15 protein-coding genes are annotated in these 15,833 nt (G+C 34.5%); 8 read left to right on the forward strand and 7 right to left on the reverse strand.

What is annotated here, in order from left to right; translation table 11 throughout:
• The 4 genes from DXU93_RS06745 to DXU93_RS15020 all read left to right on the forward strand — a co-directional run bounded on the left by DXU93_RS06745 (nt 1) and on the right by DXU93_RS15020 (nt 4,219).
• On the forward strand, nt 1–477 hold the full coding sequence (locus DXU93_RS06745) for a glutathione peroxidase (protein WP_116880514.1): 477 nt from the start codon (nt 1–3) through the stop codon (nt 475–477).
• Nucleotides 470–1,195 (forward strand): bacillithiol biosynthesis deacetylase BshB1, encoded by a 726-nt coding sequence (gene bshB1 / locus DXU93_RS06750; RefSeq protein ID WP_116880515.1) that lies wholly within the window; start codon nt 470–472, stop codon nt 1,193–1,195. Before DXU93_RS06745 ends, bshB1 begins: the two co-directional genes overlap by 8 nt.
• Nucleotides 1,196–1,251: 56 nt before the next feature.
• Complete coding sequence (locus DXU93_RS06755; RefSeq protein ID WP_116880516.1) at nt 1,252–2,403, forward strand: glycosyltransferase; 1,152 nt, start codon at nt 1,252–1,254, stop codon at nt 2,401–2,403.
• Nucleotides 2,404–2,479: 76 nt separating this feature from the next.
• Nucleotides 2,480–4,219, forward strand: a complete 1,740-nt coding sequence (locus tag DXU93_RS15020) for a T9SS type A sorting domain-containing protein (RefSeq protein WP_165851353.1) — start codon at nt 2,480–2,482, stop codon at nt 4,217–4,219.
• 77 nt (nt 4,220–4,296) lie between these two features.
• On the opposite strand, the gene DXU93_RS06765 is transcribed toward DXU93_RS15020, so the two are convergent.
• Together DXU93_RS06765 and DXU93_RS06770 are read right to left on the reverse strand one after the other, a co-directional pair.
• Nucleotides 4,297–5,211 (reverse strand): polymorphic toxin type 23 domain-containing protein, encoded by a 915-nt coding sequence (locus tag DXU93_RS06765; RefSeq protein WP_116880517.1) that lies wholly within the window; start codon nt 5,209–5,211, stop codon nt 4,297–4,299.
• Nucleotides 5,212–5,213: 2 nt separating this feature from the next.
• Entirely contained in the window at nt 5,214–6,608 is a 1,395-nt protein-coding gene (locus DXU93_RS06770) for a hypothetical protein (protein WP_123776070.1), read from the reverse strand.
• A gap of 314 nt (nt 6,609–6,922) precedes the next feature.
• On the opposite strand from DXU93_RS06770, the gene DXU93_RS06775 reads away from it, so the two are divergent.
• From DXU93_RS06775 to DXU93_RS06785, 3 genes are all read left to right on the forward strand, one after another.
• Nucleotides 6,923–7,180: a type B 50S ribosomal protein L31 gene (locus DXU93_RS06775; protein WP_116880519.1), complete on the forward strand. Its 258-nt coding sequence runs from the start codon at nt 6,923–6,925 to the stop codon at nt 7,178–7,180.
• Nucleotides 7,181–7,309: 129 nt separating this feature from the next.
• Nucleotides 7,310–7,654 (forward strand): cupin domain-containing protein, encoded by a 345-nt coding sequence (locus tag DXU93_RS06780; protein ID WP_116880520.1) that lies wholly within the window; start codon nt 7,310–7,312, stop codon nt 7,652–7,654.
• A gap of 2 nt (nt 7,655–7,656) precedes the next feature.
• Nucleotides 7,657–8,055 (forward strand): group III truncated hemoglobin, encoded by a 399-nt coding sequence (locus tag DXU93_RS06785; RefSeq protein WP_116880521.1) that lies wholly within the window; start codon nt 7,657–7,659, stop codon nt 8,053–8,055.
• Between the two features lie 75 nt (nt 8,056–8,130).
• Here DXU93_RS06785 and DXU93_RS06790 read toward each other — a convergent pair whose 3' ends face one another.
• Complete coding sequence (locus DXU93_RS06790) at nt 8,131–10,206, reverse strand: OmpA family protein (RefSeq protein WP_165851354.1); 2,076 nt, start codon at nt 10,204–10,206, stop codon at nt 8,131–8,133.
• A gap of 11 nt (nt 10,207–10,217) precedes the next feature.
• Nucleotides 10,218–11,315, reverse strand: coding sequence for a tetratricopeptide repeat protein (locus DXU93_RS06795; protein ID WP_116880523.1), 1,098 nt, complete (start codon nt 11,313–11,315; stop codon nt 10,218–10,220).
• Nucleotides 11,316–11,478: 163 nt separating this feature from the next.
• On the opposite strand from DXU93_RS06795, the gene DXU93_RS06800 reads away from it, so the two are divergent.
• Entirely contained in the window at nt 11,479–12,690 is a 1,212-nt protein-coding gene (locus DXU93_RS06800) for an acetyl-CoA C-acyltransferase (protein WP_116880678.1), read from the forward strand.
• 66 nt (nt 12,691–12,756) lie between these two features.
• On the opposite strand, the gene DXU93_RS06805 is transcribed toward DXU93_RS06800, so the two are convergent.
• From DXU93_RS06805 to murB, 3 genes are all read right to left on the reverse strand, one after another.
• Complete coding sequence (locus tag DXU93_RS06805; RefSeq protein WP_116880679.1) at nt 12,757–13,266, reverse strand: GNAT family N-acetyltransferase; 510 nt, start codon at nt 13,264–13,266, stop codon at nt 12,757–12,759.
• 111 nt (nt 13,267–13,377) lie between these two features.
• Nucleotides 13,378–14,643: an aminotransferase class I/II-fold pyridoxal phosphate-dependent enzyme gene (locus tag DXU93_RS06810; protein WP_116880524.1), complete on the reverse strand. Its 1,266-nt coding sequence runs from the start codon at nt 14,641–14,643 to the stop codon at nt 13,378–13,380.
• Nucleotides 14,644–14,811: 168 nt separating this feature from the next.
• The gene (gene murB / locus DXU93_RS06815; RefSeq protein ID WP_116880525.1) at nt 14,812–15,822 is read right to left on the reverse strand and encodes a UDP-N-acetylmuramate dehydrogenase; all 1,011 of its coding nucleotides are present in this window, start codon (nt 15,820–15,822) and stop codon (nt 14,812–14,814) included.
• Nucleotides 15,823–15,833 lie beyond the last annotated feature (11 nt).

Consider the following 15,833-nt stretch of genomic DNA (forward strand, 5'->3'; position numbering starts at 1 on the left):
ATGAAGTTATACAATTTTGACGTAGAAGATATTACTGGAAAGGCTTTTGACTTAACAAGTTTAAAAGGAAAGAAGGTACTTATTGTAAATACGGCTTCAGAATGTGGATTAACGTCACAATATGAAGAATTACAAGCTTTGTATGAAAATACTCCACGAGAAGACTTTATGATTATTGGTTTTCCTTCAAATGATTTTGGGGCACAGGAACCAGGGACAAATGAGGAAGTAGCTGCGTTTTGTGACAAAAATTATGGTGTCTCTTTTCCCATGATGTCAAAAGTGGCTGTCAAAGGAGAAGAACAACACCCTTTGTTTTCGTGGATGCTTGAAGAAAGTAAGAAGAATGGTGGTGCAGAGGAAGTAGCATGGAATTTTCATAAGTTTTTAATTAATGAAAACGGTAATTTTGTAAAAGAGCTACATCCTAAAACATCTCCATTATCATCAGAAATTAAGAATTGGATCAATGAGTAAATATAAGGTAGATATTTTAGCAATCGGTGCTCATCCAGATGATGTTGAATTAGCCGCAGGTGGAACAATTATTAAAAGTGTTCAGCAAGGAAAGAAGGTGGCTATTGTTGATTTGACGCAAGGTGAGTTAGGATCGAGAGGTACAATAGACACACGTTATGCAGAAGCGGATAAGGCGGCTAAAATAATGGGCGTTGCGTACCGTGAAAACTTAAAGCTCGCAGATGGTTTTTTTGAAATAAATGAATCAAGTTTATTAAAATTAGTTGCTGCAATTCGAAAATATCAACCTGAAATTGTTTTGGCAAATGCTCCAACAGACAGACATCCTGACCATGGACGAGGAAGTGATTTTATCTCACGCGCTTGTTTCTTAGCAGGTTTGTTAAAAATAGAAACAACAAGTGAAGGAGAAGGTCAACAACATTGGAGACCAAAAAAAGTGTACCATTATATCCAAGATCGATATTTAAAACCAGATTTTATTGTTGATGTTTCAGCGTATAAGACTGAAAAATTTGATGCTATTTTAGCGTATGAAACTCAATTTTTTCAAGAGAACATGAAAGGCCCTAAAACTCCAATCTCAGGACAAGATTTTTTAGATGCTTTGGAAGCTAGACTAGTTCAATTTGGTCGAGATATAGGTGTGAAATACGGCGAAGGCTTCATTGTTGAAAGACCTGTCGGTATTAGTGACATCTCAAGTTTATTATAGGATTTAAAAGAATATCTCTTATCTTCACCTGATTAGAAAAAGGATTGTATATATAGATGGGAGAATTAAATCAAAAGAAAATATTATTTCTTGCCAGCTGGTATCCCAGTGATGAAAATCCTTCTTTGGGTAATTTTGTTCAAAAACATGCAGAGTTCGCAAATCAGGTGGCGGAAGTTCATGTATTGTATGCTGTTTCTTCAAGTAGAGTATCTCAAATAACTCTAAGTGATGAGGTTGTTAATAATGTAAGAACTATTATTGTTTACTATCCATCGGTTAGATATTCAATACCTATTATTTCTCAGCTTAGCAAGAAAAGGGCTTATCAAATTGCCATGAAAAAGGGGTATGAACACCTCAATTCAAAATATGATTTGGTTCATCTAAATGCTGTTTTTCCTGCCGGTGTTTTTGCTAGATGGTTGAAATCGAATTATAAAATTCCCTATGTTGCAACAGTTCATTGGACGGGTTTTCTTGATCATCAAAAAAGCTATGAGAAACTACCTTTTTACTTGAAAAATGTCTATGAAAAGATCTTTAAGGAAGCCAATGAAGTTTTTCCTGTTTCTGAGCATCTTGGGCAATCTTTAATCAATCATGGACTGATCAATGATTTTAGAGTGCTAAATAACGTTGTGAGTTCAAATTACTTTTATCCATCTAAGGAAATGAAAGACGAAAATGAACCCCAACAATTTATTCATATTTCTTCTTTCAAAAATGAGCATAAAAATGTCTCAGGGATGCTATCTGCTTTTTCTAACTTAACTAAAGATTATGTTCTGCATATTATCACAGAAGGAGATGAAAAGGAAGTTTGGGAGGCAATAAAAACGGCTAATGTTCCAATAGAAAATTGCATTGTAGAAAGTAAATTGTCATCAATAGAAGTGGGGGAGGCTTTAAGGAAAGCAGATTGTTTGGTTTTGTTCAGTAATTACGAAACTTTCTCTGTGATTTTGGCAGAAGCATGGATGTGTGGAACACCTGCCATTTATAGCAAATGTGGAGGTTTAACGGAAATCAATAATCCAGAAATTGGAATTCAGATTCAGCCTAAAAACACAGAACAATTGACAATTGCTCTTGAAAATTTTTCAACATCTCACTTTTCAGCAAAGGTGATTCATGACTTTTCTCTTCAATTTAGTGATGAACACCTATTAAAAACTTTAGCAAATATATATCTTAAGAATAGTTAAATTAAATTTTACTTTTAGATAAAAAAGAATTATTATTGTCTAACTAACAAAATATTAATCTTTAAAAGTTTAAAGTATGAAAAAACATTTACTATTAGGAGTAGCAATGCTATTTGCTATTTCGATGAACGCTCAAGTTGTTTTTCTAGGGTTGAGCCCAGCAAGCGTTGAGGGTGGTTATGATATGACCTATGGTACTCCATCGAGTGGGTGGGGTAGTGCAGATTTAATGGATCCAATGAATGCAGTCACTGGAGATTTAGTAGCTTATGAGACTGATTCTACAGCGTGTTCAGCGCCAACAAATGCAGCAGCAATTGCAGGAAATATTGCCGTAGTTTATAGAGCTGATTGTGAGTTTGGTACAAAAGCTCAAAACGCAGAGGCTGCAGGAGCAATTGCTGTGGTTATTATTAATAACGTTCCTGGTGCTCCAATTAGTATGGGGGCTGGTGCTGCAGGAGCAACTGTTACAATTCCTGTTGTAATGTTAACGGATGTTGACGGAGCATTTTTTGCAGGAGAAATGGATAACGGAACTGTAAACGTATTCTTAGGAAACAAAACAGGGTATTTTAACGATGATTTAGGAATTAAAGAGTCTCAAATTTTGAGACCTCAGTATTCTTCTATTCCATCTGCCATAGCAACTGATGCTTCTGAATACCAAATTAATTTAGCAGCTTACGCTTTTAACTATGGAGCAAATGACCAAACAGATGTTGCGTTAAATGCTGTTATTGAGTTTAATGGAACTGAAGTTTACAATGAAACTTCTGCTACTGCGTCAATCGCTTCAGGTGACAGTTTATTGTTTAACTTGCCAGATTTTACACCTACAGCAGCATGGGATGAAGGATATTATTCTTTAACTTATACAGTAGAAAGTAGTGCGACTGATGAATACGTAGTTGATGATGTATTAGAGTCTGATTTTGTAATTAGTCCATCTAAATTATCATACGCTAAGTTTGATGAAGCTACAATGATGCCAGGAGAAACAACAGGATTAAGACCTGTTGATGCAAATGGAGTTGCAATTCCGGATTATACTTCTTGTATCACTTTTATGGATGAAAATGCAAGTAGACTTGCACCAAAATCAATTTCTTTCTCTTCATCAAAAGCTTCAGATGCAATCGATCCTTCATTAGTAGGAGAAGAGGTACGTGTTGAAATCTATAAATACAACGATAACTTTGTTGATATTAATGACGCAGGATACCAAAATCCAATTTCTTTGTTTAGCTTAATTATGGATTCGGAGTACCAATACTCTAGTGATGTACCTAATGAAATGGTTACTGCTGAGTTTGAAAACAGTGAAATTGTTGCATTGGAAGACAATCAACGTTACTTGTTCTGTGTAAATACATTTAATGAAGAAGTGTACTTTGGACATGATAGCAACAGAGATTATATTTTCAACTTAGACTATTATTTACAACCAATGTTCCCAGTAGGAAGTAACGGTTCTTATAACCCGAATGGATTTGGAGCTGAAACTGTTGCTGCTGTAACTGTAGATTTTATCGATGCTGCTCAAGTTAACCTTGAAAACGAGAAGTCTGCAATCAAAATGAATGCATATCCTTCTCCAGCTTCGGATGTATTGAACATTGATTTCAATAAAAATGAAGTAAATAAAGTTGAAGTAATTAACATGATGGGACAAACTGTTGTAGCACAAGACGTTAAAGTTAACGCTGAAACTGCAAAAGTAAATGTTGCTAATGTTGAGAATGGTGTATATATTGTTAAAGTACACTTGACAAATAACTTAACTCATACAATGCAAGTAGTGGTTAATCACTAAGCATAAAGAACTATTTAGAAAGGCGATCCTAAGAAATTAGGGTCGCTTTTTTATTGAAATAAACTGTATATCTTCACTTAATAGGTGCTTGGTCTATTCATCCCGAATTGTATAAATAGCCTTGCTGGAGCAGCTTCCTCCTTTGTGTGTACAGGTTCTCCATCAACATTCAGCATTGGATAATTGACATTCGCTTTTCTCCATTTCTCAGGAATAAACTTTTTATCGTGCATGAACTTGTTTTGTAATCCATGTCTGATTCGTTCACTATCTATTCCAACAGCTGTAGAAATATGGTTTCCAAAAGGAAGTTGGTTATCAATACTTAAACTCAAAATTCCATTGCTGTATCTTCCAAAATGTGTTTCAGTTAAATCTTTATAACCTACTTGATATAAGCTGTCGCTGGTGTTGAGCCTTTTTGTACCCAATGTATTTCCTGTCCAAAGTTGTGTGTTCAAACTTAAATTGTAAAGCCCATCATGATAACTGATACTGGCAAAACTTGTTCTATATCGATCACGGCCAGAGGCTGCAAAAACATCATTTTCGATGGTAATCATGAATTGTTGAAGATGAAAACCAAACCCACCAGATTGTTGAGATGTTCCAATATTATCAAAATACCATAAATAGTTATAGGCTATAGCATAATCGTGATCACTTTGATGATTTAACCCGTCCAAAATAAGGATTGGATTACTGTTTCTTTTACCGCCCATTAAAGCGATTCCAGTATTGATACGTTGAGAAAGGTATTGTTTCCTACTTCCTAGATTTGTACTATTTAGTCTAAGATGATTCCCAACATTAAATTGGAAAAAATCATAGAAGTAATAGCCTTGGACTTTTAATCCAAATTGATTGATATGAGTTCCAATATCAGCTGTGATTCCTATTTGTAATCCCCAATGATCCCTTGTCCACTTTTGTCCGTAAACAGTCGATCCGAATAAAAGTAAACAAGCAATATAGAATCCTTTATTGAACATCTTTAGTCTAACTCATAAGCGCCAATGTCGGGATTAGCATCTCTCATTTTCCCTGTAATATCTTCCATTATCGTGAGCGGAAATTGTAAGTTTCCAGCATTTTTACATTGGGAACCATTTGTGATGATATAAGATTTTTCTTCTAAACTTTCAAAGCTTGGATATGTATTCCATGTGTTATTGTTAAAGTTAGCGTTTGTTGGAATATCTGCTTGTCGTATGAAATTGTTATTATAATCCATAGCGATTGAAACAGCTCCGTTATTGGTTAGCGTGTCATAAGCAATTTGAGTATCTCCACCACCATAAATGATAGAATTATAAAACGCACCTTCGTTAACATCTCCAATATAAGTAATATTGTCTTCCCTTGTGAAGTAGTTTTTAATGGCTACTGCAGGTTGACTTCCATCAGCACCATAACTTAGGAATTGAGAATGATTAAAATTATGACTTCCACCTTCCAGTAAGAAATAAGCATATAATCCATTGTTATGAACGTTTAGATTTTCTCCTTTTACTCTTCCTCCTGAATAATTAAATATCCCATAACTTGCATGATTTGAGATTTCAGAACTTCTTATGGTAACAGTATAATCTGAGTTATTTGGATTATCACCGAAAACATGTACTCCAGCAGTTCCGTTCTTTATAATTGCATGATCAATATTTGAAGAAAGGGCCTGATTTAAATATATTCCATAATATTGTCCCTTTATATCATCATAAAAAGCTTCTAAGCGATCTCCTTGTATTACTACCTTGTTATCAAATGTTCCCTCAATATTTAAACGGCCTTTATTGACAAAGAGAATGGCTTCTTTATGCATATAAATTTCTGTTCCCGCCTGAATCGTTAAAGTCTCGGAGGAATCAACCAGTGTATAATCATAAATAACATGAGGTTTATCATTTGGCCAAATACCTGAACTCAAGTCTTTATAATGAAAATAAGCATCTTGCCCCCAAGCCGCTAATTGAACAGTTTGAATTGTTCCGTTGGTTTCAAACTCCAATATATCTTCTATGATTAACGGATCAGTTAAGTTGTTTTCTCCTAAGGTCACTTCAACAAACATGAATAAACTATCCTTTGCAGGAATCGTAAAATCTGAAAAACTAGTTCCTGAAACTCCATCTAAATTGATTCTATATGGTGAGTTATCTCCACCAACTAGCGTTACATGATCAACTTGAACCGGTTGGTTAGCTTTGTTGTAAATTTTTAATTGTTGTGTTGTTGAGCCTACTGTTGTAAATACAGTATCAAATAAAACGGTATCGACTGAAAATGAAAGATTTTCAGACGAAAATAAGATGTCTTTTTTACAGCTTGAAAGGTATACAGACATCCAAACAAGAAGTAAAAAAGGTAAAATGTAATTTATTTTTTTCAATGTCAATTGATTTATCTCTGTTATAAAGAGAAAGTTGGTGCTAAAGTAACGATTTATTCTTGTATTTATTTTACAAAATATAGTTCAAATTGCTCGTGATTAGTCCTTGGATAAATTCAATGAAGGCGAATAGAAGTGTGGGGTTGTAGAAATTAGAAATATTTAAGTTCCTCTTCTTACAATTAATCAAGTAATTAAACTATATTTGTCCCACGTAAGTTTTAATGAAATAATTTCACTCGGATTGTGTGAAATTGAATTTTATTTATAAATTTGCAGTCCGATTTTAGATAGAACAAGAAATTTTAGTTGAAATGAAAAAAGATATACACCCAGAGAACTACCGTTTAGTAGTATTTAAAGATATGACAAATGAATATTCATTTGTTACACGTTCATGTGCTCCATCTACTGAGACAATTGAATGGGAAGATGGTGCAGAGTACCCACTAGTTAAGTTGGATATCTCTCACAAATCTCACCCTTTCTTCACTGGTAAAGAACAGTATGTTGATACTGCAGGTCGTATCGATAAGTTTAAGAACAGATATGCACGTCACATGAAAAAATAGTGATTCGCTAAAGATATTTTAAAAAGGAGTACGTTTTGTACTCCTTTTTTTGGTTTTACAAATAATAAAAGACAAAAAAGTCTTTTATTTAATTGGTGTTATTTATATTTGTGTAAATCAACAATTAAAATGAAAAAAACTACTTTTTTAGACGGCATTAACTTTACAAATGATAAAGTCAGTATTTCTGTAATCCTTGAAACTCCTTTTGCGAAAGAGATTCGAATTGTTTTTAAGGAAGGACAATTGATGAAGGAGCACAAAGCTGCATATCCTATCACGGTTCACCTTCTCGAAGGGGAGATTGAATTTGGTGTTCAAGGTGCCAAACACAATTTGGTCAAGGGTGATATTCTCACCTTAGAGGAGAATGTTCCGCATGACTTAAAAGCGCTAAAGAATAGCGTGGTACGTTTAAGCCTTTCAAAACATGATCGTATAGAACGCGTAAATAATATAGTTGAAAACAAATAGCTATGAAGGATATTCAAAATAGGGCAGACCTTCGTCAACTAGTGCACGCATTTTATGATAAAATTCGAGAGGATGATATGTTAGGTCCCATTTTTAATGGTCATATCAAAGAAGATCAATGGCCTTCTCACCTTGAGAAACTAACAGATTTTTGGGAGACGAATTTATTTGGAGTTCCAAAGTTTAAAGGAAGTCCACCACAGGCACATGTAGAAGTAGATCATAATATGAATTATGGGATAACTCAAGAGCATTTTGCCAGATGGATTCAATTATGGTTTGATACCATAAAGACACTTTTTGAAGGTAAAGTAGCGGATAGAGCGATGAACGCCGCACGAAAAATGTCAACAGGGTTGTTTCTTGCAATTTGGTCAAGAAGACCAGAAAATAGACAATAAAAATTCCCCTTGCATGAATTAAACAAGGGGAATAAATTGATTTTTTTTCAGGAATTTAACCTAAAAAATGACCTTTTAGTTTTCAATAATTTCAAATTCTGTTCTTCGGTTTTCTTGTCTACCTTTTGAAGTACTATTACTAGATATCGGCTGTCTTGAACCATAACCTTTTGATGTCAATCTTCCAGCATTAACTCCTTTCCCTTTGAGATAGGTCACAACAGCATCAGCTCTTTCTTGCGATAGTTGATCATTTATTGTAGCCGATCCAGTATTGTCGGTATGACCAGAAATTTCTACTTTAAGAGAAGGAACTTCTTTCAGTAATTTCACCAATCGGTCTAACTCTGAATTTGATTCACTTCGTAATGTCGCCTTTCCAACATCGAAAAAGATATTTCTTAATGCTATTTTACTTCCGACTTCAATGTTTTTTAACTCAATTACCTTATTGATTAGGTTGTATGCGCTTCCTTTAGGAACATCAAAATTCTCTGAGTGAAATAAATATCCATCTGCTTTCACCGCAATTCCATAATTAGTTCCAGCAGTTAAAGACAATAGAAATTTACCAGACGCGCTATTTGTTGTAAATCTTTCGATTAATTTACCGCTTTCATTGTCTGTGATTTCTATGTTTGCTTCCACAGCTTTTCCAGTCAACGCATCTATTGTTTTTCCTTTAAATACTGTTAGGGACACCTTATTTACACTTACAACTTCTTCAATTTGTGGATCTTTTATTGGTTCAGCAATAGAAGCCAATAAGTAATCCTCCATATCGATAATCGGCTTTTTTGGCTCCCCCCAGTAGGTTACTTTATAAATATCGAATCCACCTTTTCCATTTGGACGATTTGATGAAATGTAAGCATACTTTCCGTTAGCAGTTCCAGCGAAAAAGAAATCATCATATGGAGTGTTTATTGGATAACCTAGGTTTACAGGTTTTGTCCAACTTCCTTGTTTTCGTGTCGATACAAAAATGTCATATCCACCAATAGATTCATGGCCTTGAGAGGCTAAATACATTGTTTTACCATCGATATGCATATAAATTGGACCGTCATTGAATTTACTGTTCACTTGATTGATAGTTGTTGCAGCCTTGAAGTCTTTTTCTATCATACTCTGCATTCCAGAATACATGATGTTAGTTCCTTTACTTAAGTTTTCATTTCCTCTTGAGAAATAAATGTTATAACCATCATGGTTGTATGATGCGTACATGTCATTGGTTCTTTTTGTACTAATTTGAAAGTGCATCAATTCTGGTGTACTCCAATTTGCTCCGTTAAGTGTTGTTTCGTAGATATCAATTTGTCCTTCGTTATCTTTATGGAGCAACATTTTAGTACCATCATAAGAAAGATTATTTACGATATCATCTAAATTTGAATTTACGCTTCCTTTTATTGGATGAACTTTTTGCCATTTACCATTTGTATTTAATGAAGTGTATATATCATGATCGTATTCTCCAACCTCGTTTTGTTCGTGACCATTTGGACGATTTGAACTGAATGTGATTTCGGAACCATCTGTTGTTATAGTAGGTGCGATTTCATCATATTCTGTATTTAAGGTTCCTACATTGTCAACCCAGCATCTAACAGGATCAGCTTTAAAAGTCTTTGCGTATCCACATTCACGTTTTCTCATGGTTACAAATTTTCCAAAGTTGTCTGCCTTTCTATAGTTTTCTTCAAATTTTTGATAAGATGTTAAAGCGGCATCAAATTCTTCTTTAAGTTGAAGAGCATTTCCGTGGTAGTAATATAGAAAGGGATCACATTCTGGATTAAGTTGGTATGCTTTTTCAATGTAAGGAATAGCTTTATATGGTGAACTAGAGTGAATGTAGCACACTCCAATTCTAAAGTTATTCAATGCATTTTCTGAATTTAATTCTTGCGCAATTTGAAATTGTTGTAGCGCTTTTTTGAAATGTAAACCTGAATTTCTCACTTCAAAAATGGCTAAAGATCCTTTCTCAAAATGTTCAACTCCTTTGTCTATTGCATCTGTTGCAGTTTTGTAATCATCAATGTTGTCTTTGAAATTACTTCTTTTGAATTCGACATTTTGTGCGTTGATGATACCACTTACAAATAATGAGATTAAAATTATATAGTTTTTTATGTTTTTCATATTCATCATTTTTAGAATCCACAATTTTGTGATGCATACTGTTCTCCACTTTCAGAGCCTAATTCTTTGGCCTTTTGCCAATCTTCACAAGCAGCATTCATATCGCGTAGCATTTCGTTAATCATTCCTCTATTGACATAAGCTGAAGCATAATCCTTATCAAGCTTGATCGCTTTATCCGCCGCAACTTTAGCTCCTTTATAATCTTCCTTTTTGTATTTTACAGCTGCAATGTTTGTATAGGCTGGAGCATATTTATTGTTTACAGCGATACATTTTTCAAAGTCAGCAAGTGCTTCATCTAACTTTCCTCTATCCATTTGTGCAGCACCACGATTATTGTAGGCTAAATGAAAGTTTTTGTCAATGGAAATTGCATGATTGAATGCTGCCATAGCTCCATCAAAATTTTCCATTTTAAGTTTTGTCGTTCCAATATTATTGAGAACAAAGGCTAGATTAGGATTCTTTTTTTGTGCTTGTTCATAATCAGAAACAGCTTTGGCGTAATCACCTTTCATTCTGTGGCAACTTGCTCTATCATTATATGCGTATGCTAAATTACCTCCTTTTTCAATTGTTGTAGTAAAAGACTGAATAGCTTTGTCATAATCTTTTTGTAAAAATTGAAGTGTTCCATAATTGTAATATGCATTTGGATTTTCTGGATCAATTTCAATTGACTTTTTATAATCTAGTTCGGCCTTTGTGTATTCTCCTGAGCCTTGAAATGCTCTAGCTCTTTGAAAGTAAGCTTTTGAATAACTAGGGTCCTTTTCTAATAAAAGGCTTAACGTTTTTGCCGCTTGGTCGAAACGTCTCGCTTCGTTTTCTGAAATTCCTTTGTTATAATAAGCCGCAGTAAAATTAGGGTCCAACTTTATTGATTCTTCAAATGAATTAATGGCTTTTATATAGGACTTTTGTTCAAATAAGCTAATGCCTTTGTTGTAGGCTTCTTGGCTTGCTGCGGTAGTTTCATTTTGGGCATTTTCTGCATTGATGGAGTCCATGTATGCCTGTTCTTTTTCGGTGAGTTCTTGGGAGAAACCAAGTGTCGAAAAAGCAAAAATACACACTCCAACAAAGATTGTTTTGCGTTTTATCATAGTTTTTGTTTTTAGCGTTCTTAAATTTAAAATAAATAATTGGAATGAAATAAATCTTAACCTTTATTGGTCTTTTTTGTAATCGACTTCGTATAGTGAAGTATAAACTATGTATATATTCTCTAAAATTGTTCTTATTTTAGCATTCAAAATAATCAAGCAAATGAGTAAAGAAGTATATATTGTAGATGGAATTAGAACACCAATAGGTAGTTTTCGTGGATCACTTTCGACAATTCGTCCAGATGACATGGCAGCTTTGGTAATGAAAACTGTCGTAGAACGTAATTCTTCATTAGATCCTAATGCAATTGAAGATGTTATTTTTGGTTGTGCAAATCAAGCGGGTGAGGATAATAGAAATGTTGCGCGTATGTCGCTTTTATTGGCAGGATTACCGCATTCAATTGGAGGTGAAACGATCAACCGCCTATGTTCTTCAGGATTGTCTTCTGCAGTAACTGCTGCTCGTGCAATTAAAGATGGTGCAGGTGATGTTTATTTAGCTGGTGGAGTTGAGAATATGACACGTGGTCCATGGGTAATGAGTAAATCAGCTGCTCCTTTTGGAAGTGATGCAAAATTATACGATTCTTCATTTGGGTGGCGATTTATTAATCCTAAACTTCATGAAGTGTATGGAACTGATGGAATGGGACAAACCGCAGAAAATTTAGTTACTAAATATGGAATTTCACGTGAAGATCAGGATAAGTTTGCTGCATGGTCACAACAAAAAGCGGAAGAAGCTTGGGCTAATGGTAGATTGGCTGAAGAAGTTGTAGCTGTAGAGATTCCAAGAAGAAAGAAAGAATCATTGATTTTTGATAAAGATGAGTTCTTTAGACCAGGTACAACGGTTGAAACTTTAAGTAAATTAAGACCAGCATTTAAAAAGGATGGAGGTTCTGTAACAGCAGGTAACTCTTCAGGATTAAATGATGGAGCAGGAGCTTTGTTATTAGCCAGTGATCAAGGATTAAAGGACCATGATTTAAAACCAATGGCACGTTTTGTTGGAGCTGCCGTTGCAGGTGTTGAGCCAAGAATTATGGGAATTGGTCCTGTTTATGCTACAAACAAATTGTTGAAAAGAACTGGTTTGAAGATGGAAGATATGGACATCATTGAATTGAATGAAGCATTCGCTGCACAAGCGTTGTCTTGTACACGTGAGTGGGGATTGGCTGACAATGATCCTAGACTGAATAGAAATGGTGGTGCGATTGCATTAGGTCACCCACTTGGAATGACAGGTTCTAGAATTCTGCAAACTGCAGCTATTGAATTACAAAAAACACAAAAAAGATATGCTTTGGTTACTTTGTGTATCGGTGTTGGTCAAGGTTATGCAGCAATTATTGAGCGCGTATAATTGATTCAAAAATATAGATTAAAAGCAGGCAGTATTGTCTGCTTTTTTTTTGTTTCCATGAAGTGACTAAACTTCTAGAATCTTTTCAAAAGCTTTTCTAGGTGTACCTCTAAAGAAAACTTCACCACAATATTTGTATCCATTTTTCTTAAAAAGATTCAGCATAGCAGGATTGTCAAAGTTCGTGTCAGCTTTAACACTCATGATGTTGTTTTGGATGGCATATTCATCAATGTGTTTTAGCAATTCTTTCGCTAAACCTTTTCCGATATGTTCTTCTGCAATAGCAACTCTGTGATACACGACAAAACCTTCATTTGTAATCCATGCACCTTGTATATTGTTGTATTCAGGTTCATCATTGATGAGGATGGCAGAATAACCTACGACTTCATTTTCTAATAATAAGACATATCCCACTTCTTTTTGAATGTCTAATGAAATTACATCTTTATTTGGGTAGCCGTCTTGCCATTGATTACTACCGTCTTTTTTCCTTCTTTCAATAGCTTGCTTTAAGATTTTCCATATTACTGGACTGTCTTTTTGATTTGCTTTTCTAAATTCAGTTTTCATATAAGTAGTTGTTGTTTCAATAATAAAAAATGCCATCCGTAAAACGAATGGCACTTAATTATATTAACGAAGGTAACAAATGTAGACTCTTGATAGCGCCTATACTTTTAATTATTTGTCAACTTCTACGTTTGCAAGTTCTTCTGCTTTATACTCACCATTGTCTAACTTTTCTTTTACAATTTTGAAAGTTTCAATAGTATGATTTACATCATCAAGTGTGTGTGCAGCAGTTGGAATTAATCTCAACATGATTGTGTCTTTTGGTACAACTGGATAAATTACAATTGAACAGAAGATACTATAGTTCTCACGTAAGTCAAATGTCATGTTTGTTGCCTCAGCAAGGTTACCTTGCAAGAAAACTGGAGTTACAGCAGAGTTCGTTACTCCAATGTCGAATCCGTTTTCCTTCAATCCTTTTTGTAGTGCTGATGCAATTTTCCAAAGATTTTCTTTGTGTTCTGGTTGAGTTCTTAATAACTCTAAACGTTTACGTGCACCTACAACCAATGGCATTGGAAGAGATTTAGCAAACATTTGAGAACGCATATTGTAACGCATGTACTCAATGATTTGTTCTTTAGCACAAATGAAGGCACCAATAGAAGCCATTGATTTTGCAAAAGTTCCAAATAATACATCGATTTCTTCATGAACTCCTTGCTCTTCTCCGGCACCCATTCCAGTTTTTCCGATTGTTCCGAAACCATGAGCGTCATCTACGAAAAGTCTAAAGTCGTATTTACCAGACTTTCTGAATTCAACGATTCCTTTAAGGTCTCCTTGATCTCCTGCCATACCAAATACACCCTCAGTAATAACTAAGATTCCTCCATCAGTATTTTCTACTAATTTCGATGCACGTGCCATTTGCTTATCAAAGCTTTCCATGTCGTTGTGTTGGAATACGAAACGTTTTCCAGCGTGCAACCTCATTCCATCCATAATACATGCATGAGATTCACTATCGTATACGATTACGTCGTTACGGTCAACTAATGCATCAATTGCAGAAACCATTCCTTGGTAACCAAAGTTCAATAAAATTGTGTCTTCTACTTGCATGAAGTCAGAAATCTCGTTCTCTAACGCTTCGTGCTCGTTGGTTTGACCAGTCATCATTCTAGATCCCATTGGATAAGCCATTCCCCACTCAGCAGCTGCATCAGCATCGGCTTTTCTTACCTCTGGCTGATTTGCTAAACCTAAGTAGTTATTTACTGACCATACGAGGCATTCTTTGCCACGGAATAACATTTTATTTCCAATTTCTCCTTCTAACTTTGGGAAAGTAAAATAACCATGTACTCCTTTCGCAAACTGTCCAATTGGACCTCTATTTCCTTTTATTTTTTCAAATATGTCTTTAGCCATAAATATTTTTTTTCAACTAATAATAAGCAAAGCTGATATTAATATCCTGCAAAGATAGCTGATTTTTACAGATTAGGGCATTCTATTATAGGTTTTATTAAACGTTGGATTGTTTAAAAAGCTATTTTTTAATTAAATACTGAGATTATATTTCTTGAAGAAGCATGCCTATTCTATGATGTTTACCTCTCTTTCTAATGCTATTCCAAAACGAGTAGAAATATCTTCTATAATTTCTGATGAAAGCTTATAAATTTCTGAACCACTTGCTTCTCCATAATTAACTAAGACAAGGGCTTGTTTTTTGTGAACCCCGTAATCCCCAAATGTTTTGCCTTTCCAACCAGAATGATCAATTAACCATCCCGCAGGTACTTTTACATTTTCTTCATCTACCGCATAGCAAGGAATTGTAGGAAACTCTTCTTTTATTTTGTCATATTGCTTTTTCGAAATTACAGGATTCTTAAAAAAACTTCCTGCATTACCAATTTCATTTGGATCTGGTAATTTCGATTGTCGTATTGTAATTACAGCATTGCTAATATCTTTAATTGTCGGGTTCTGTATACCTTGAAGTTTTAATTCGGTTTCAATTGCTCCATAACTGGTGTTCAAAATATGGTTTTTGCTAAGTCTGTAGGTTACAGAAGTGATGATGTATTGATTTTTTAAAGCTTTTTTGAAAACACTTTCTCTATATCCAAATTGACATTCCTCATGAGTAAAGGTTTTTATTTTTCCTGTTTGAATTTCGACAGCCTCTAATGAATGAAAAACATCTTTTATTTCAACTCCATAAGCACCTATGTTTTGCATTGGACTTGCGCCTACACTTCCTGGAATTAACGATAGGTTTTCTATTCCTCCGTAATTATTATTGATCGCGTAGAGTACAAATTCATGCCAAGTTTCGCCTGCACCAACCTTTAAAAGTACATCATTATTAGATTCTTCAATTAGGTCAATTCCCAAGATCTCATTACGTAATATAATTCCTTCGAAATCTTTTTGAAATAGCACATTGCTTCCGCCTCCCAAAATCATTAAATTGTCTTTATCAATCTCATTAAGAAGTTGCTGTAATGAATTTACATCGGAAAATGTTGCGAAATTTTTAGCTTGAACAGAGATATTAAATGTATTGTACTCTTTTAGATTTACGTTTTCTTGAAGCATTTTGACAATTT

Source organism: Brumimicrobium aurantiacum, from assembly GCF_003402975.1.
GTDB classification, from domain to species: Bacteria; Bacteroidota; Bacteroidia; order Flavobacteriales_D; family Crocinitomicaceae; genus Brumimicrobium; species Brumimicrobium aurantiacum.